Here is a 19,781-nt window from a genome sequence, read left to right on the forward strand (position 1 = left end):
AAAACTAAAAAAAAATGGCAAACGCACCAAAACCAACAACAGTTAAAAAAGAGAGCTCTACTGCATCTAATGTATTTGCAACGCTCGTAATTCCAATTTGTATCCTTATCGGGATAAGTTTATTCATATTTGTATTGGGTAGACCTGGTAACTTCAGTATTCCTGATGATATTGCTAAAAACAACAGTACTGTATCATTAGCTTTTTATAATGACGATACCCACAGTTTTTTACCACATCCAGGTAACTATGGCGGTATGGCTTACAAAGGTGGTTTCATCGTTCCAATTCTAATGGGTATGCTTTTAATGGTATTCGTGTTCTCAATAGAGCGTTTAATTGTAATTGGTAAAGCTACCGGTAAAGGAAGTTTAGATTCTTTCGTTAAAAAAATTCAATCACTTTTAGCTTCTGGCAACATTGCAGCAGCATCTGCTGAATGCGATAAGCAAGAAGGTTCTGTAGCGAATGTAATCAAGTCTGGCTTGAAGAAATACAGCGAAATGGAAGTTGAAGCAAATATGGATACCGACCAAAAGTGTTTAGCTATTCAGAAAGATATTGAAGAAGCAACTTCATTAGAAATGCCAATGTTAGAGCAAAACTTAACAATTATTGCTACGTTGGTATCTGTAGGTACATTAATGGGTTTGTTGGGTACAGTAACAGGTATGATTAAGGCGTTTGGTGGTTTGGCTAACTCAGGTGCACCAGATCAAGCGGCGCTAGCAACAGGTATTTCTGAGGCTTTGATTAATACAGCTACTGGTATCGGTACGTCTACCGTTGCAATTATCATGTATAACATCTTAACTTCAAAAATTGATAAATTAACGTATGCAATTGATGAAGCAGGATTTAGCATCATCCAAACTTACGCTAGTACACATAAATAAAAATTATTTTAATTTTTTTTTGCCGGCTTTATGGAAAACCGGAAAAATTAACATCATTAATTAAAATATTATAATTTTTAGATTATGCCTAGAGTAAAAGTTCCAAGAAAGAGTACGGCAGTAGATATGACTGCAATGTGCGATGTAGCCTTCTTGTTGTTAACTTTCTTTATTTTAACGGCAACTTCTCGTCAGCCAGACCCTTTGGATATTAAAATTCCATCGTCTACGGTTCAGATAAAAGTGCCAGATAAAGATTTAGCAATTTTAAGTGTTGGTAAAGGAAAAGTGTTCATGGAAATTATTGGACAGGATGTAAAAAAGTTGACGCTTCAAAAAATGGCAGAACTTTATGGTACTTCCTTCACTCCTAAACAATATCAACGTTTTGGTGTAATATCAGCTTTCGGCGTTCCGATGAACCAGTTAGCCAATTACATTGATATGAGTGGGGAGGAGCGTACCAAGTCGGGGCTAGAAGTTGGAATACCAACAGATTCGACCCAAACTGGTGAGTTGTATAGATGGATTGAGGCTTCGAGAAGAGCAACTGCTGATTTGCACAATACTAAAATGCGTATTAGCATTAAAGGAGATTCTAATGAGGAATACAAGGCCATTAGAGATATTGTAAACGTTCTTCAAAAACAACAAATTAACACATTTAGTTTAATCACATCAGCAGAAGCTGCTGCTAAATAAAAGATAAGATGGCAGAATTAAATACCGGCGGCGGTGGTGATAAAGGTGGTAAAGTAAGAAGCAAAAAACAATCTACACGTGTTGATTTAACAGCAATGGTAGATTTGGCTTTCTTGTTGATTACCTTCTTTATGCTCACCACCTCATTATCAAAGCCCCTTGCAATGGATATTGCAAAGCCTGATAAGGACGAAAAAAATGACAACAGATTGGAAGTTAAGCAGTCGTTAACCATGACCGTTATCTTAGGTAAACAAAATAAGGTAATGTGGTATATGGGTATAATGGGCGAATCTTCGCCAACTATCGAAGGCTATACTGGCGTAATGAAATCGTTGTTAGAGAATAAGAAAAAAGTGAAGGATGCTTCAGGTAAAGATATTATGGTGATTATTAAACCAACCGACGTGGCTACATATAAGAATTTTGTAGATATGATGGATTTATTAAATATCACCAAAACTAACCTTACTGCACCTGCAGTGGATGACGACCCTAAACATCTAACACCAGAAGAAAGAGAATTCATGAAGAAACAGGGAATTCTATAAATAATTAATAATACTTAAAATATTAAGCAATGTTTGGATCTAAAATAGATTTATTTAATAAAGAGTGGCTTGATGTAGTGTTTGCTAAAAAGAACAAGAGCTACGGAGCTTATGAGCTTCGTCAGACAAATGCAGCAAATACCAGCAAATCATTACTTATTGCATCGGTGGTATTTATCCTACTCTTCATGGCACCAAAGATCTACGCTTTGATTGCAGGATTGGTACCAGAAAAAGAGCCGGAAAAACAAACAGAGGTTGTTATGCAAGCACCTCCACCACTCGACGAGAAAGTGATACCACCGCCTCCAGTTGAGCCACCACCACCTAAGACGGATCAAATCAAGTTCCCTCCTCCTATTGTAAAACCGGATGAAGAGGTGCGTGATGAAGAACCACCTAAGGCAGTAGATTTGAAAGTAGCAGATCCCGGACAGAAAACCATTGAGGGCGATCCAACTGCGGATATCGTGCAGATTGCGCCAGCTGGTGAAGGGCCAAAGCAAGCTAAAATTGTAGAGGATAATACAATTTATGATCAAGTGAGTATGGAAAACCCACCTACGTACCCAGGCGGTATTCAGAAGTTTTATGATTGGGTAGGTAATACGGTTAAGTATCCGGCTATGGCTAGTGAAAATAACATACAAGGTACCGTTTACATTACGTTTACGATTGAAAAAGATGGTACGCTTACAGATGTTAGAGTTGAGGGCCGTAAATTAGGTTATGGCCTAGACGATGAGGCGATTCGCGTATTGCGATTAAGTAGGAAATGGAATGCAGGGATGCAAAATGGTAAGCCTGTACGTGTGAAATATAATATTCCACTTAAATTTACAATGCCGCAATAAGCATGTTGAATTTGAATTTTTTTAAACAGAAATCGCCTCAACAGCGATTTCTGTTTATTTTGGGGATATGCATGGTTACTATTTTTGTAACTCTGGCTATTGTGCTTATATTTTTTAGTGATATACTTAGATTAGACCCTGACAAATTTCCGAAAGAATACAGAATTGCATTTGCTATTTTGTTGGTGATTTATGCAGGGATACGGTTTGGGCGAATAATTAAACAGAACGATTAGATGATGAGGACTTTAAGTGTGGTATTAATTCTGCTGCTATTTATTTCGTGCAATAGGGGAAAAAAAAGTAAATCACTATCAGATAGCCGAACATCAGGCAAAACCACAATATTGGTTGATGAATCTTTTTCTCGAGTGCTCAATGATCAAATTGAAGTATTTACTAGTGATTATCCTGATGCAAAAGTAACCACTATAGCTGGGAATGAAGCAAAGATTTTGCCTGAACTTTTAAGTGGTAAAAAGCGGATGATTATTTTATCGCGCCTGCTAAAACCGAGTGAAGAATATTATTATAAACAAAAACAAATTGCTATTTTTAGCGATAGATTTGCCATAGATGGGATAGCCTTAATTACCAATAGCCAAAATACCGATACGCTGATTACAGCTAAAGAAGTTTTTGATATTTTAAGAGGGGTAAATACCGGCAAAAAACTTGTTTTTGATAATGCCAATTCAAGCACTGTTAGGTACTTTATGGATTCGGCAAAAGTTACCACCCTACCAAAGTCGGGTGTGTATACGTTAAACACCAACCAAGATGTAATTAAGTATGTTGCCGAGCACAAAGATTATATCGGTGTGCTGGGAATTAACTGGCTAATAAGGAATGAGGGTGACAGTTTGGCGGATGTGGCCAAAGTTAAAATAATGGCAGTTAAAGGGTTAAAAGGTAAAAATTTTTATACACCCACCCAAAATAACCTAATAAATGGGGTGTATCCTTTTTTAAGAAATATTTATATTATAAATTGCGAGGGTACAAACAGTTTAGGCACAGGATTTGCAAATTGGTTAAATAGTCCGAGAGGACAGTTAATCGTACTTAAATCTGGACTAGGTCCACATAAGATGATTTCAAGAGACATTAATATTAGATAACTAAGATTTTAATATTAAATAAATAAGTATTATATTTAAACTAAATTAATAGTTTTACTGTAGGAGAACCATAATTACTATAGAAAGCTACATATCAATTTAACAAATGACGACGATGAAAACGATCAAGAAAACAATAGCCTTAACATTAGGCTTGATAGTGATGGGTGGGGCTGCCTCATTTGCTCAAAGTTTAGCTGACGCTAAGAAGGCCATAGATGCAGAGCAGTACCAAAAAGCGACAGGTATGCTTAAAACATTAACTGTTTCGGATGCTAAAGAAGGTGAAGTTTATTTTAATTTAGGCAATGTTTATCTCGCATTAGATGAGGTAGATTCTGCAAAAGCAATATTCAGTAAAGGAACGGTTGCTGATCCGAAAAATGCATTGAATTATGTGGGTTTAGGCCATGCAGATTTGTTTAAAAAAGATCCTGCAGCAGCAAAGGTAAATTTCGATAAAGCTATTGATTTAGGTAAAAAGGATTATGAAACCTACATGTATATCGGTAAAGCCTATTTTGAGCTCCCTGAAGGTTATAAGCCTGATTATGAAGCGGCATTACCCTATTTACTTAAAGCTGATGAGTTAGATAGCAAGGATAAAGATCCTGAAGTATTTATTGCATTGGGTGATTATTGGGCAGATCAAATAAGCAATTCAAAAGCATATGAGCAATATTCAAAAGCTTCTGATATTGATCCGAATATTAAACGTGTAAAAGTACAGGTTGCAAGAATGATTAAAATGGCTGGGGGTTATGCTGATGCGGAGGCGAATGTGAAAAAGGTAATCGAAGCTGATCCTAATTATGGCCCAGCTTATCGCGAGTTAGCGGAGATTCAACTCCAATGGTCACTTAAGGATCCTACGGCAGAAGCAAAACGTACAGAAGCGTTAGCAAGCTACAGAAAGTATTTAGACTTAACCGACAAATCGTTCGACTCTCGTTTTCGTTACGCTCAGTTCCTAGTTTATGCTGCAGATTGGACTGCATTAGCTAAAGAGTTGCCGACCTTAAAGACAGATCCAAGCAATCCGAAAAGTTTTGTAATTAATCGTTTGCAAGGGTATTCGGCTGTAGATACGAAAAATTTCGACCTAGCTGTAAAGAGTTTAAACCAATTATTTGCTAAACCAGAGGACTCATCACGTATTGCAGTTACCGACTACTTTTTATTAGGTAGAGCTTATGAAGGCTTGGGAAATGACAGTTTAGCGATAGCTTATACTACAAAAGGTGTAGAATTGGATACTACTAAGGCTGAAGAATTAGCTCAAATTGGACAGAAATTGTATACTGCTGGAAAGTATGATAAAGCGGCACAAGTACTTAAGAAAAGTATCTCCTTAAAGCCAGGAAATATAAATAATCCAACAAATTATTATTATTTAGGTTTATCTAACTATTTTGCCTATTCTGATGAGTTAAAAGCTGGAAAGCCAGGAACTAGACAATACTTGGTTGAGGCAGATACCGCATTTGCAATGGTTAATATTTTAGCTCCGGCACATGATGTTGATGGTGCGTATTTGTATAGGGCTCGGATTGGTAAAGTATTGGATAACACCGAGGCTCCCGTTGGTTTGGCTGTGCCACATTATTTGAAATATATTGATGTGCTAACCGTTACGCACCCTGAAAAAGGAGCTGCAAATCCAAAAGCCTTAATTGATGTATATAATTACTTAGCATCTTATTATTCGGTAAAGGATAAAGACAAAGCAATAGGGTATTTAAATAAAACCTTGGCTTTAGATCCTGCAAATGCATTTGCTACTCAAAATTTAAAGGTATTAAATGGCGGAACACCTCCGCCACCGGCACCTCCAAAAAAATAATAGTTAAAGAATTAAATAAATAAAAAGGCAGGGTTTGTAAATCCTGCCTTTTTATTTTAATTTTGCATAAAATACTTATCATGGAAACCACCAGTACTGCTCAAGATTTCTTACCCATTATATTTCAAGTTATAGTTGCATTAGGTTTTGTAGTGGTAACCTTGTTTGCTACACATTTCTTAGGGCCAAAGCGTAAAACGAGCGATAAGTTATCTACTTTCGAAGCGGGCGTGAAAGTAGTGGGCAATGCGCGTCAGCCTTTCTCTATTAAATATTTTTTAGTTGCAATCTTATTCGTGCTTTTTGATGTAGAGGTAATCTTCATGTACCCATGGGCTGTTAATTTTAGAGAGCTGGGATGGAATGGTATTATCGAAATGTTCATATTTATGGGCACACTTTTGTTAGGGTTTATCTATATTTTGAGGAAGAAAGCATTAGATTGGAATTAGTTTAGTTGCGGGTTGCCTGTTTGCGTTTCACAACTCACAATTCACAACTCACAATTGAGGAACTTATTCTTTCTTAGCAGGTAATTCAATACACACAAGCCAAAAATTATTTATATCCATTCTAAATAATTATCGCTTCCATTTTTTAGTGCTAAATATTGTAAATTTGCTGCTTATTCTGTATTAGGAATAAGCATTTTTTGTTTATTAACATGAGTGAAATTAATATAGTTGATGCGCCCCCAGGCATAGAAGGCTCTGGCTTTTTTGCCACTAACCTCGATAAGGTTATCGGTTTGGCTCGCTCACATTCATTGTGGCCTTTACCTTTTGCCACATCTTGCTGCGGTATCGAATTTATGGCTACCATGGGTTCGCACTACGATTTTGGTCGTTTCGGAGCCGAAAGATTAAGTTTTTCTCCACGTCAGGCCGATCTTTTAATGGTAATGGGTACCATCGCAAAAAAAATGGGACCGGTTTTAAAACAGGTATACTTGCAAATGGCAGAACCACGTTGGGTAATTGCCGTTGGTGCTTGCGCATCGAGCGGAGGTATTTTCGATACCTATTCTGTATTACAAGGAATTGATGAAATTATACCGGTAGATGTGTATGTTCCAGGTTGTCCTCCACGGCCAGAAGCTATCTTAGATGGTTTTGGAAAAATACAAGAGTTAGTAAAAAATGAATCGGGAAGAAGAAGGTATTCTGATCAGTACAAACAAATGTTAGCTTCTTACGGAATAGAATAATGGCTAAAGTAACAAATACAGAGATCATTGATTTACTTGGCGAGAAATTTGGCGAGCAGTTATTTGATGTAACAGAGCCTTATGGTTTGCTCACTTTTTCAACGCATAAGGATAGATTAATCGCAGTTTTATCTTTTTTGAAAGACAACGGAAAAATCAATTTTAATTTCCTTACTGATATTACAGCGGTTCACTATCCAGAGAAAAATCAAATTGCAATAGTTTATCATTTGCATAGTATGGTAAGTGGCATACGGGTAAGGTTAAAAGTTTTTCTTCACGAAAATGATCCTACTATTCCAACTGCGTCCGTCTTGTGGAACTCAGCAAATTGGATGGAACGCGAAACGTATGATTTTTTTGGAGTGAAGTTCGAGGGGCATCCAGATTTAAGAAGAATTTTAAATATGGACGATTTGGGCGTTCACCCTATGCTTAAGCAATACCCATTAGAAGACCCGAACAGGGTTGATAAAAAAGACGAATACTTTGGTAGATAAACAGAAATGAAACATAATCAACCAGTATATACAGATAACGATCCTCAGAATGAGTTGGTAACCCTAAATTTAGGACCAACGCACCCTGCAACCCATGGTGTTTTTCAGAACGTATTGCAATTAGATGGCGAGCGTATAGTAAGTGGCGTATCTACAATTGGATATATCCATCGTGCATTCGAAAAAATTGCGGAGCATCGTCCTTTTTATCAAATTACACCCCTAACCGACCGTTTAAATTATTGTTCCTCACCCATCAACAACATGGGATGGCACATGACGGTCGAAAAACTATTGAGTATTCAAATTCCAAAGCGTGTAGATTATCTACGGGTGATTATTATGGAATTGGCCAGAATATCAGATCATATTATTTGCAACACCATTATTGCACAAGATACAGGTGCAACAACAACATTCCTTTATCTATTCCAGTTTAGAGAACATATTTATGAAATCTATGAAGAAATTTGTGGAGCACGTTTAACTACGAATATTGGAAGAATAGGTGGCTTAGAAAGAGATTTTAACGAGATTGCATTTGCAAAGATTGATAAATTCTTAAAAGAGTTTCCTGTTGCGTTACGTGAGTTTGAAAGTTTATTGAATCGGAACCGTATTTTTATTGACCGTACCGCTGGCGTAGCGGAGGTTACACAAGAAAATGCATTGAGTTTCGGGTGGACAGGCCCGCTTCTACGTGCAACGGGTGTGGATTATGATGTGCGCACCAGCGAGCCTTATTCTTCTTATCAGGATTTCGATTTCGACATTCCTGTAGGTACTAGTGGCGATATCTACGATCGTTACTTAGTTCGTAATGAAGAAATGTGGCAAAGTGTTCGCATTATTGAACAGGCTATGGAAAAAATAAAATCGGAGCCTAAAGGTATTTTTCATGCCGATGTGCCCGAATTTTATTTACCAGGAAAAGAAGAAGTTTACAATAATATGGAAGCATTAATCTATCACTTTAAAATTGTGATGGGAGAAATTGATGCTCCGAAAGCAGAAGTTTACCATGCTGTAGAAGGTGGTAATGGAGAATTGGGATTCTATTTAATTAACGATGGCGGAAGAACCCCTTATCGTTTACACTTTAGAAGACCAAGTTTTATTAATTATTCGATGTTCGCCAAAATGAGTGAGGGCATGCTGTTATCAGATGCCATCATTAATATGAGTAGCATGAACATTATTGCAGGAGAATTAGATGCTTAAAGTAGAAGAACAACAACCTGTAGCATTTTCGTCAGCTTTGTTGGCTAATTTTGATGAAATAGTAAAACGTTACCCTGTAGGGAAGCAAAAATCGGCATTGTTGCCCATTTTGCACTTGGTACAGGCCGAGTTTGGGTGGACGAGTGCGCAGGCAATGGATAAAGTAGCTGAATATCTAAACATTGAGCCTATTGAAGTGTATGAAGTTGCCTCTTTTTATAGCATGTACTTTTTGCAACCAAAAGGGAAATACGTTTTGGAGGTTTGCCGTACTGGACCATGTTGTTTGGTGGGTGCCGAAAAAATTATGAGCCATATTGAAGGGAAATTAGGCGTTAAAGAGGGTGAAGTAACGGCAGATGGACTATTTAGCTGGAGAGGTGTAGAGTGTTTAGCGGCCTGTGGATATGCACCTGTACTTCAAATTGGTCCAGAATATACATTTTACGAAAATTTAACCGAACAATCGGTTGATGAATTGATTGACAATTTACGCAAGAAATAATGTCACGTAAACTATTACTCGAACATATAAACGTACCTGGCATTAATACGCTAGAGGTATACCGTCAAAAAGGCGGTTACCGTGCTGTTGAAAAAGCGATTAGAACTTTAACACCTGATGAAGTGGTGGAAGAAGTAAAAAAATCGGGTTTACGCGGTCGTGGTGGTGCAGGTTTCCCTACGGGGATGAAATGGAGTTTTTTGGCTAAGCCAGAAGGCGTTGCATGCTATTTGGTATGCAATGCTGATGAGTCAGAACCTGGAACGTTTAAGGATAGGTATTTGATGACGTATATTCCGCATGCATTAATCGAAGGAATGATTGTGTCGAGTTTCGCTTTAGGCGCAAATACGTCGTATATCTATGTACGTGGCGAAATGATGCCGCAAATCCGCATCCTTGAAAAGGCAATTGCCGAAGCCAAAGCAGCTGGGTTTTTAGGTAAAAATATATTAGGATCTGGTTATGATCTTGAATTATATGTTCAACCAGGTGGTGGGGCTTATATATGCGGTGAAGAAACGGCTTTATTAGAATCATTAGAAGGTAAAAGAGGTAATCCTCGTATAAAGCCGCCTTTCCCTGCGATTGCGGGATTATATGGTTGTCCGACTGTAGTAAACAACGTTGAATCGATTGCAGCTGTCGTACCCATCATTAACGATGGTGGAGATGAATATGCGAAAATCGGTATCGGCAGAAGTACGGGCACAAAATTAATTTCAGCTTCGGGAAATCTAGTAAAACCAGGCGTTTATGAAATTGAATTAGGCTTACCAGTAGAAGAGTTTATCTATTCAGATGAATATTGTGGTGGCATTGCCAACGGAAAGAGGCTAAAAGCTACCGTAGCTGGCGGATCTTCAGTGCCAATTTTGCCAGCTAATTTAACGCTGAAATATGCCAATGGAGAACCACGATTAATGAGCTACGAATCGCTTTCTGAGGGTGGTTTTGCAACGGGAACGATGTTAGGTTCGGGTGGTTTTATTGCCTTTGATGAAGATCAATGTATAGTAAGAAATACGTGGAATTTCTCTCGTTTTTATCACCATGAAAGCTGCGGACAATGTTCGCCTTGTCGAGAAGGAACGGGTTGGTTAGAAAAAGTATTGCATAGATTAGAATACGGACACGGAAAAATGAGCGATATCGACTTATTGGTTGATGTGTCTAAAAAGATAGAAGGAAATACCATTTGTCCGCTAGGTGATGCAGCGGCTTGGCCAGTTGCCAGTGCCATCCGCCATTTTAGAGATGAGTTCGAATGGCATGTGAAGGAGCCAGTAAAATGCTTAACAAGTAATTATGGCTTAGCAGAGTATGCTAAACCAATAGAGAAAAAAGTTGAAGAAGTTAAACAGGATAATCTATAATCATGGCTGACTTAATGAAAGTAACAATAGACGGAATTACCGTTGAAGTAGCGCCAGGTACAACAATCCTTAATGCCGCAAGGCAAATTGGGGGCGATATTGTACCTCCTGCAATGTGCTATTATTCGAAACTGGAAGGTAGCGGTGGTAAATGTCGTACCTGTATTGTTAAGGTTAGCAAAGGTTCTGAAAAGGATCCTCGGCCAATGCCTAAATTGGTGGCTTCATGTCGAACCACGGTGATGGATGGTATGGAGGTTCAAAACATTACCTCACCTGAGGTTTTAGAAGCTAGAAGTGGTGTAGTTGAGATGTTGTTGATTAATCACCCCTTAGATTGCCCAATATGCGACCAAGCGGGAGAGTGTGATTTACAAAATTTGGGCTATGAGAACGGATTGCAACGAACAAGGTATGAATTTGAGCGTCGTACTTTCGAAAGAATCGATATTGGCGATAAAATTCAATTACACATGAATCGATGTATTTTGTGCTACCGTTGTGTATTTACAGCGGATCAAATTACAAATAAGCGGGTGCATGGAATTCTAAATCGAGGTGATCATTCAGAAATCTCTACATATATCCAGGCCGCTGTTGATAATGATTTTTCTGGAAATGTAATTGATGTTTGTCCGGTAGGTGCCTTAACCGACAAAACGTTTCGATTCAAAAATAGGGTTTGGTTTACGAAGCCAGTTGATGCACATCGCAATTGTGATCATGAAAAATGCGATGGTAAAGTAACCTTATGGTATAAAGGCGAAGATGTTTTACGAGTAACAGCACGCAAAGACCAATTTGGTGAAGTGGAATCATTTATCTGCAATACCTGCCGTTTTGATAAAAAAGCCACTTCAGATTGGAACATAGAACAGCCAACGCATATTTCAGATACTTCAGTAATTTCATCAAATCACTACGAGACCTTTAAGCCATTGCCTGTAATTAAAGAAAATCTGGCTTTGCAAGAAGCAAATAAAGTTGAACTTGAAAAAACCGTAAAATTCTAATGGATATTAATTTTGTAATAGAGAAATTTTTGCTGGTTACGGTTTTGTTTGCCATAAGCTTGCTAATTGCAATGTATTCTACGTATGCAGAGCGAAAAGTGGCAGCATTTTTACAAGATCGTTTAGGCCCGGATAGAGCAGGTCCTTTTGGCATTTTACAGCCTTTGGCCGATGGATTAAAGATGTTTATGAAGGAAGAGATTATTCCCTCGAATGCCAGTAAATGGTTGTTTATGGTTGGTCCGGGCTTGGCTATGCTTTGTGCCTGTATCGGCACGGCGGTTATTCCTTGGGGGCAAGATCTTAATGTAGGAGGAAGAATTATTCCCCTTCAAGTAACAGATATTAACGTAGGTGTACTCTATCTTTTTGGTGTAGTATCATTAGGTGTTTATGGGGTGATGATTGGTGGATGGGCATCGAATAACAAATATTCGTTGTTAAGCGCTATTCGTGCAGCTTCTCAAAACATTAGTTATGAAGTAGCGATGGGTTTATCGATTATTGCACTTTTACTTTTAACTAATACCTTAAGTTTAAGGGAAATTGTAGAAAAGCAACACGGTTGGCATTGGAATGTACTTTATCAACCACTTGGTTTTATCATTTTTATGGTTTGTTCCTTTGCTGAAACGAATCGTGCACCTTTCGATTTACCAGAGTGCGAAACTGAATTAATTGGCGGTTATCATACCGAATACTCATCAATGAAATTGGGCTTTTACCTATTTGCAGAGTATATCAATATGTTTGTTTCATCAGCCGTGATGGCAACGCTCTATTTCGGTGGGTATAATTATCCAGGTATGGATTGGGTAGCTGCCCATGTGGGTCCTATTGCAGCGCCATTAATTGGAACAGCTGTGTTATTTTTGAAAATATTTATGTTCATCTTTTTCTTCATGTGGGTACGTTGGACAATTCCTCGTTTCCGTTATGACCAATTGATGAATTTAGGCTGGAAAGGGTTGATTCCTTTAGCTATTGCGAATATTATTATTACAGGCGTTGTTATCGCCGTTGTAAATAAGTTTTAAGGAGGAGATATGGAATCATTAAGTAATAAGAAAAAAGTACTGGAACAAAAACCACTTAACTTTGCTGAACGCATGTATTTGCCAGCAATTGTTAAAGGTTTAGGTACTACAATGAGCCACTTTTTTAAGAGAAGTTCGACCATAAAATATCCAGAACAAGAAAGAGAGTTTTCGATTAACTGGAGAGGGATGCATTCTTTAAAAAGAGATGAGGAGGGGAAAGAGCGTTGCACAGCCTGTGGATTATGTGCGCTATCGTGCCCTGCTGAAGCAATTACAATGATTGCTGCAGAGCGAAAGCCAGAAGAGATAAACTTATACCGTGAAGAAAAATATGCAGCAGTTTATGAGATTAACATGTTGCGTTGCATTTTTTGTGGATTATGTGAAGAAGCCTGCCCTAAAGAAGCAATTTACCTGGATGGACCAATTGTGCCATCAGATTACTTGCGTAAAGATTTTATTTACGGGAAAGATAAGTTGGTAGAGGCGCCGTTAGAAACTAAATAATAATATACAAGTGTCATTGCGAGGAACGAAGCAATCCTAAAGCAATAGACTTAGCAAATGAGATTGCTTCGTGCCTCGCAATGACGAGGAGGTTAAAAACTAAAAAACTAAATTAATGGGTACATCAGTATTCTATTTTGTAGCAACATTAAGCATCCTATTTTCGCTGATGGTAATCTTTTCGAAGAACCCCATCCATAGCGTGCTGTATTTAATTCTTACCTTTTTTACGTTTACGGTACATTATGTTCTGTTGAACGCACAATTTCTAGCGGTAGTAAATTTTATCGTATACATGGGCGCTATCATGGTCCTCTTTCTTTTCGTATTGATGTTATTGAACTTGAACAAAGAAAACGAGCCAAATAAATCTGGCTTAGTGAAGATTTTAGGTGTAATTGCCGGAGGTTGTTTAGCTGTAACTTTAATTGGATCGTTTAAAGCTGTGTCGGTTAATAGTCCGCTGGTATTACAGAACCCTAATTTGGGCTTGGTTAAAAATCTAGGAAAAGAATTATTCGGTCCTTTTATGCTGCCGTTCGAATTGTCGTCTATTTTATTATTAACGGCCATGGTAGGTGCTGTACTATTAACCAAGAAGGAGGGAAAATTAAATGGATAATTTAACACAAACCATGCAAACCGTTCCACTTAATCATTATATCTGGTTAAGCGCCATCATATTTACAATTGGTGTAGTTGGGGTGTTAACGCGCAGAAATGCCATTGTTATTTTTATGTCGGTAGAGTTAATGCTAAATGCAGTTAATTTATTACTTACAGCGTTTTCAGTTCACCATAATGATCCATCTGGCCAAGTTTTCGTATTCTTTATTATGGCTTTAGCTGCTGCAGAAGTTGCAGTAGGATTAAGTATTATCGTAATGGTTTACAGGAATACACAATCGATAGATATTAATGTTTTAAACCGCCTTAAGTGGTAAGTATATAGAAGATGATAAATAGTTTACTTTGGTTAATTCCTTTGCTTCCGCTTTTAGGCTTTGTAATTAATGGCTTAGGCAGAAATACACTTAGCAAGAGCCTAATTGGCCTTATTGGAAGTGGTGTTATTTTCGCATCTTTTGCTTTGAGTGTGGCCTTATTTTTCGAATTAGGTGCTGGCACACAAAAGCAATTTACCATCGATTTGTTCGATTGGATCAATGCTGGTAATTTACATATCCCATTATCATTTTTATACGACCCGCTAAGCTCGTTGATGTTATTGATCATAACGGGGGTAGGATTTTTAATCCACATTTATTCAATAGGTTATATGCACGATGATGCTGGATTTGGTAAATTTTTCAGCTATTTAAACCTATTTATCTTCTTTATGTTGATTTTGGTATTAGGGTCGAATTACATTGTCATGTTTATAGGATGGGAAGGCGTAGGATTATGTTCTTATCTTTTAATCGGATTTTGGTACACCAATGGTAACTATGCAAGTGCAGCAAAAAAGGCCTTCGTAATGAACCGCATTGGGGATTTGGGCTTCCTTTTGGGTGTGTTTTTAATTTTTATAACCTTTGGTAGCGTGGAATTTGCGAAAGTATTCCCACTAGCAGCAGGCATGATGCCGGGTACCGCTGCGGTAACATTTATCACCTTATTGTTATTTGTTGGAGCTTGTGGTAAATCTGCGCAATTACCATTGTTTACCTGGTTACCAGATGCGATGGCCGGGCCTACACCTGTTTCTGCATTAATACATGCTGCAACCATGGTAACGGCAGGTATTTATATGATTGCCCGTTCGAGTGTATTGTTCGATTTGGCACCCCACACACAAGATGTAATTGCTATTATTGGTACCGCAACGGCTTTAATTGCTGCAATTATTGCTTTAACACAAACAGACATTAAAAAAGTACTCGCTTATTCTACTGTCTCACAATTGGGATATATGTTTTTAGGATTGGGCGTAGGGGCATATACAGGATCATTCTTCCATGTATTAACACATGCATTTTTTAAAGCATTGTTATTCTTAGGCGCCGGTTCGGTTATTCATGCTATGCATCACGAGCAAGATATGCGCCAGATGGGTGGATTAAAATCTAAACTTAAAATTACCTTTGCGACAATGATGATTGGTACGATCGCTATCGCAGGTATCCCACCTTTTTCTGGATTTTTCTCAAAAGATGAGATTTTAGCACATGCTTTTGCCCATAATAAAGTGCTTTGGGCAATTGGTTTGTTTACTGCTTTTCTAACGGCATTTTATATGTTTAGGATGATGTATTTAACCTTTTTTGGAAAGTACAGAGGAACACACCATGCGGAAGATCATATACATGAGTCGCCAAAAACAATGACTCTACCCTTAATTGTTCTTGCTGTTTTAGCGGCAATTGGTGGATTAATTAATATTCCTGCGGTTTTTGGAGGTAATGAATGGTTGGCACATTGGTTAGAGGGCGCAGGAATTACTCACCATGAATTGAATTTGGATCATACTACAGAGTTTGCGCTAATGGGTGTTTCGGTATTGGCGGCCTTGGGTGCTACATTATATGCGTATACAAAATATGTTAAGGGTGCGCATGTGCCTGTTGCCGATGAAGGGGAACGCTCAATTTTGGCTAAAATCTCTTATCACAAATTTTATTTGGATGAGATTTATGATTTCATCATTAGAAAACCACTCGATGCATTTTCTACCTTTTTCTATCGCATAATTGATAAAAAAGTAATAGATGGTTTAGTAAATGGATTAGGTTGGACAGCAAATGAGGGAAGTAAAGGGTTACGCTTGCTTCAGTCTGGAAATGTTGGCTTTTATATTTTTATGATGGTATTCGGTATCGTCGCGCTGTTACTATATACTTATTTATCTATCGCTTAATTCGGTTCAATATATATAAATGGAACTTTTAATACTCATATTTCTGCCATTAGTTGGCGCCCTTCTTACCGCTGCACTTGCTAAGCAAAACACGGCAAAGATAAGCGCATTAGTGTTTTCGATTCTTACGCTTGCCACAACAATTGGTTTATGGTGCAAATTTACACCAGACGCCAGCGCACAATTTGCAGTTAATTATCCTTGGATTAACCAATTGGGCATAAACTTCCATGTAGGGATGGATGGCATTAGCTTGATTACGATAATTTTAACGAATGTACTTGTACCATTAATTATCTTATCTACATTTAATCGTGAGTATAAAAATGCAAATGGTTTTTATGCATTGATTCTATTTATGCAGAGTGGTTTACTTTTAGTATTTACTGCATTAGATGGCTTTTTATTTTATATCGGTTGGGAAGCAGCTTTAATACCTATTTATTTCATCTGCGCTATGTGGGGCGGAAAAGATAGAATAAAGGTAAATATGAAGTTTTTCGTCTATACCATTGCGGGTTCGCTTTTCATGTTATTAGGAATTATTTATTTATACCTACAAAATCCTGCTCATAACTTCGATATCGGCGAATTTTACAAATTAAACCTAGATAACTATCAACAAGGTTGGATATTTTGGGCTTTTTTTATTGCCTTTGCTATTAAAATGCCAATTTTTCCGTTCCATACCTGGCAACCAGATACTTATACTGAGGCACCTACACCAGGAACCATGTTGCTATCGGGAATTATGCTAAAAATGGGTATTTATGGGGTAGTTAGATGGTTGTTGCCAGTTGTGCCTCATGGAGTTCAAGATTGGGCATGTATGGCGATGATTTTATCGGTGATAGGGATTTTATATGCATCACTTATTGCGTTCACTCAGAAGGATGCAAAACGCTTGGTAGCCTATTCATCAATAGCTCACGTTGGGTTAATTGCAGCAGGTATTTTCGCTTCCTACAATCTTGGTAATCTCGGACAACAAGGTTTGCAAGGCGTGATGGTGCAGATGCTAAGTCATGGTATTAACGTTGTAGGCTTATTCTTTGTGCTAGACATTATTTCTTCACGACTTAAAACCAATAAAATCGAAGAATTGGGCGGTTTAGCCAAAGTAGCTCCGCAATTGGCAATTGCTTTTTTAGTTATCGTTTTAGGAACAGTAGCCTTGCCAGGCACCAATGGTTTCATCGGAGAGTTTTTATTGTTATTTAGCGTATATAATTATAGTGCTTGGTTAGGCGCCATTGCTGGCTTAACCATCATTTTCGGAGCGGTGTATATGCTTAGAATGTATCAGAAAGTGATGTTAGGCACAACGAATGCATTAACAGTCACTTTCACAGATATCAAAGGGACAGAAAAAATTGTGCTTTATACGATATGTGTATTAATTGTAGTAATGGGAGTTTATCCTAAGCCGATCTTACATTTATCTGAAGCATCAATACAACATTTATTGGAACAAGTAAATCAAAAATTAACAGGGTTAAACTAAAATGAACATTATAATAACCATCGCTGTAACAGCCTTTTTAGTACTTTATGCGGGTTTGTTTAAAGCAAGGAGGGCTTTATTGCCTTTAACGCTTGTGGGTTTGCTTGTTGCCTTAGGTTTTGTTGCCTTATCGTGGAACAATCCTATTACCTACTATACCATGATGAGGATGGATAATTTTGCCTTGGCTTTCTCGGCAATTGCTATACTAGCTACTTTTTTTATATTTCTATTAACGGAGCGCTATTTTACTGAGGGAAGCGATAATGTGGCTGAATATTTTACGCTTATTTTATTCGCCCTTTCGGGAATTGTTATCATGGTTTCGTACCAAAATATGTCGATGCTTTTTATTGGGCTCGAGATTATGTCGGTGAGTTTATATATTTTAGCGGGCATTCGTAAGTTAAATTTTGCGTCTAACGAAGCATCTTTAAAGTACTTCTTAATGGGGGCGTTTTCTACGGGTTTCTTGTTGTTTGGCATTGCGCTAGTTTATGGTGCAACGGGATCATTTGATCTTACCACTATTCAACAGTACCTAGTTAATAATGTACACTCTGTTTCTCCATTATTTTATCCTGGTGTGATCTTAATTATGATTGGTTTGTGCTTTAAAGTTGGTGCAGCGCCTTTCCATTTCTGGACTCCTGATGTATACGAAGGAGCGCCTTCCCTGATTACTGCATTTATGTCTACCGTAGTTAAAACAGCAGGATTTGCAGCATTTTTAAGGTTATTTGCAGGCGCTTTCGAGCCTTTACACGATTTCTGGACGCCGGCATTAATGGTCATTGTAATCATTACCCTGTGTGTTGGAAACATTACAGCGTTATACCAACGAAATTTTAAAAGAATGTTGGCCTACTCGAGTATTTCGCATGCGGGTTATTTATTATTTTCATTAGTGGTATTAACGGCTAGTTCGGCAAGCAATGTTTTAGTATACGCTGCAGCGTATACCTTTGCGAGTATCATTGCCTTTGCCGTATTAATTTTAGTGAAGCAAAAAACCGGTAGCGATCTTATCGATAGCTTTAATGGGTTAGGAAAGAAAAATCCGTTAGTAGCAATAACGCTCACAATAGCAATGCTATCTTTGGCTGGCATTCCGCTAACAGCTGGCTTTATTGGTAAGTATGTTATGTTTTTAAATGTAATGGAAAATTACCAGACAACTTTGGTTGTTATCGCTATTTTAAATGCGTTAATTGGTTTCTATTACTATTTTAAAGTAATTATTGCCATCTGGTTTAATGAGGGCAAGGATACTGTGCTTTTAGCTCCAATATCCTATAAAATTGTATTGATTCTTTCGGCAATAGTTACCTTATTATTAGGGATTTATCCGTCACTGATTTTAAATTTGATATAACATAGTGATATAGATTATTATTTGTAGTTTTACAAATAACCGAACTATGCAAGAATTCTGGAATTCATTACAGCATTTTATTGACCCTGAAAAATTATTAAAAGAGGGTGGTTTTTACGTTGTAATATTTGTTATTTTTGCAGAAACAGGGTTGTTTTTCGGCTTTTTCCTTCCTGGCGATTACCTTTTATTTCTGGCTGGTATGTTTGTTGCAACGGGTAGGCTCGATGTTAATATTTTTGTGCTTATTTTGGGACTAATTATTGCAGCAGTTGCTGGTAATTTTACAGGATATTGGTTCGGACGAAAGACCGGCCCGGTGCTATATAATAGAAAGGACACTTTTTTTTTTAAGAAGCGGTATTTATTAGCCGCCGAAAAATATTACCGTAAGCAAGGTGCATTTGCCTTAATTATGGGGAGGTTTGTACCCATAGTACGAACTTTTGCACCCATATTTGCAGGAGTGGTGAAGTTAGAAATCAAAAAATTTGCACTTTATAACATTCTTGGTGCAATTTTATGGATAGCTTCCTTAACTTTGCTAGGTTATTTTTTGGGAAGAAGATTTGCCCAACAAATTGAAGAGTATTTAGTTTATATTATAATAGGTTTCATCATTATTACCACTATACCACTAATCATTACCTTTGTAAAAAAACAAGTGGTAAAGGCGGGTGCTGATGATGAGCCTGACAGCAATCTATAA

General features: G+C 37.6%; 21 protein-coding genes. All 21 read left to right on the forward strand.

Annotated features, from left to right (window positions below):
* Positions 1-14: 14 nt before the first annotated feature.
* Positions 15-896: a MotA/TolQ/ExbB proton channel family protein gene (locus WG904_RS06770; RefSeq protein ID WP_339578534.1), complete on the forward strand. Its 882-nt coding sequence runs from the start codon at positions 15-17 to the stop codon at positions 894-896.
* An 84-nt stretch (positions 897-980) separates the two neighbouring features.
* Positions 981-1,598 carry an ExbD/TolR family protein gene (locus WG904_RS06775; protein ID WP_339578535.1) on the forward strand — a complete coding sequence of 206 codons (618 nt, stop codon included), beginning with the start codon at positions 981-983 and terminating at the stop codon, positions 1,596-1,598.
* Between the two features lie 8 nt (positions 1,599-1,606).
* Positions 1,607-2,149, forward strand: a complete 543-nt coding sequence (locus WG904_RS06780; RefSeq protein ID WP_339578536.1) for an ExbD/TolR family protein — start codon at positions 1,607-1,609, stop codon at positions 2,147-2,149.
* 29 nt (positions 2,150-2,178) lie between these two features.
* Entirely contained in the window at positions 2,179-3,003 is an 825-nt protein-coding gene (locus tag WG904_RS06785) for an energy transducer TonB (protein WP_339578537.1), read from the forward strand.
* Positions 3,004-3,239: 236 nt separating this feature from the next.
* On the forward strand, positions 3,240-4,124 hold the full coding sequence (locus WG904_RS06790; RefSeq protein ID WP_339578538.1) for a substrate-binding domain-containing protein: 885 nt from the start codon (positions 3,240-3,242) through the stop codon (positions 4,122-4,124).
* Between the two features lie 115 nt (positions 4,125-4,239).
* Positions 4,240-5,967, forward strand: a complete 1,728-nt coding sequence (locus WG904_RS06795; protein ID WP_339578539.1) for a tetratricopeptide repeat protein — start codon at positions 4,240-4,242, stop codon at positions 5,965-5,967.
* An 80-nt stretch (positions 5,968-6,047) separates the two neighbouring features.
* Positions 6,048-6,419: an NADH-quinone oxidoreductase subunit A gene (locus WG904_RS06800; RefSeq protein WP_339578540.1), complete on the forward strand. Its 372-nt coding sequence runs from the start codon at positions 6,048-6,050 to the stop codon at positions 6,417-6,419.
* 212 nt (positions 6,420-6,631) lie between these two features.
* Complete coding sequence (locus WG904_RS06805; RefSeq protein WP_339578541.1) at positions 6,632-7,174, forward strand: NADH-quinone oxidoreductase subunit B; 543 nt, start codon at positions 6,632-6,634, stop codon at positions 7,172-7,174.
* Positions 7,174-7,674 (forward strand): NADH-quinone oxidoreductase subunit C, encoded by a 501-nt coding sequence (locus tag WG904_RS06810; protein ID WP_339578542.1) that lies wholly within the window; start codon positions 7,174-7,176, stop codon positions 7,672-7,674. The genes WG904_RS06805 and WG904_RS06810 overlap by 1 nt, the downstream gene beginning before the upstream one ends.
* Positions 7,675-7,680: 6 nt before the next feature.
* On the forward strand, positions 7,681-8,895 hold the full coding sequence (locus WG904_RS06815) for an NADH-quinone oxidoreductase subunit D (protein ID WP_339578543.1): 1,215 nt from the start codon (positions 7,681-7,683) through the stop codon (positions 8,893-8,895).
* Entirely contained in the window at positions 8,888-9,400 is a 513-nt protein-coding gene (locus tag WG904_RS06820; protein WP_339578544.1) for an NADH-quinone oxidoreductase subunit NuoE family protein, read from the forward strand. Before WG904_RS06815 ends, WG904_RS06820 begins: the two co-directional genes overlap by 8 nt.
* Positions 9,400-10,776, forward strand: a complete 1,377-nt coding sequence (nuoF, locus tag WG904_RS06825) for an NADH-quinone oxidoreductase subunit NuoF (RefSeq protein ID WP_339578545.1) — start codon at positions 9,400-9,402, stop codon at positions 10,774-10,776. The genes WG904_RS06820 and nuoF overlap by 1 nt, the downstream gene beginning before the upstream one ends.
* 2 nt (positions 10,777-10,778) lie before the next feature.
* Positions 10,779-11,789, forward strand: coding sequence for an NADH-quinone oxidoreductase subunit G (locus WG904_RS06830; protein ID WP_339578546.1), 1,011 nt, complete (start codon positions 10,779-10,781; stop codon positions 11,787-11,789).
* Entirely contained in the window at positions 11,789-12,826 is a 1,038-nt protein-coding gene (nuoH, locus tag WG904_RS06835; RefSeq protein WP_339578547.1) for an NADH-quinone oxidoreductase subunit NuoH, read from the forward strand. Before WG904_RS06830 ends, nuoH begins: the two co-directional genes overlap by 1 nt.
* A 9-nt stretch (positions 12,827-12,835) precedes the next feature.
* Complete coding sequence (locus tag WG904_RS06840) at positions 12,836-13,336, forward strand: NuoI/complex I 23 kDa subunit family protein (protein ID WP_339578548.1); 501 nt, start codon at positions 12,836-12,838, stop codon at positions 13,334-13,336.
* Between the two features lie 115 nt (positions 13,337-13,451).
* Positions 13,452-13,958, forward strand: a complete 507-nt coding sequence (locus WG904_RS06845) for an NADH-quinone oxidoreductase subunit J family protein (RefSeq protein WP_339578549.1) — start codon at positions 13,452-13,454, stop codon at positions 13,956-13,958.
* A complete protein-coding gene (gene nuoK, locus WG904_RS06850) occupies positions 13,951-14,280 on the forward strand; it encodes an NADH-quinone oxidoreductase subunit NuoK (RefSeq protein ID WP_339578550.1) in 330 nt (109 codons plus the stop codon). The genes WG904_RS06845 and nuoK overlap by 8 nt, the downstream gene beginning before the upstream one ends.
* Before the next feature lie 11 nt (positions 14,281-14,291).
* Entirely contained in the window at positions 14,292-16,193 is a 1,902-nt protein-coding gene (nuoL, locus tag WG904_RS06855; RefSeq protein WP_339578551.1) for an NADH-quinone oxidoreductase subunit L, read from the forward strand.
* Positions 16,194-16,212: 19 nt separating this feature from the next.
* On the forward strand, positions 16,213-17,697 hold the full coding sequence (locus WG904_RS06860; RefSeq protein ID WP_339578552.1) for a complex I subunit 4 family protein: 1,485 nt from the start codon (positions 16,213-16,215) through the stop codon (positions 17,695-17,697).
* Position 17,698: 1 nt separating this feature from the next.
* Positions 17,699-19,072, forward strand: a complete 1,374-nt coding sequence (locus WG904_RS06865; RefSeq protein WP_339578553.1) for an NADH-quinone oxidoreductase subunit N — start codon at positions 17,699-17,701, stop codon at positions 19,070-19,072.
* A gap of 46 nt (positions 19,073-19,118) precedes the next feature.
* On the forward strand, positions 19,119-19,781 hold the full coding sequence (locus WG904_RS06870; RefSeq protein WP_339578554.1) for a DedA family protein: 663 nt from the start codon (positions 19,119-19,121) through the stop codon (positions 19,779-19,781).

Origin of the sequence: Pedobacter anseongensis, from assembly GCF_037482965.1 — a bacterium.
Classification (GTDB): domain Bacteria; phylum Bacteroidota; class Bacteroidia; order Sphingobacteriales; family Sphingobacteriaceae; genus Pedobacter; species Pedobacter anseongensis.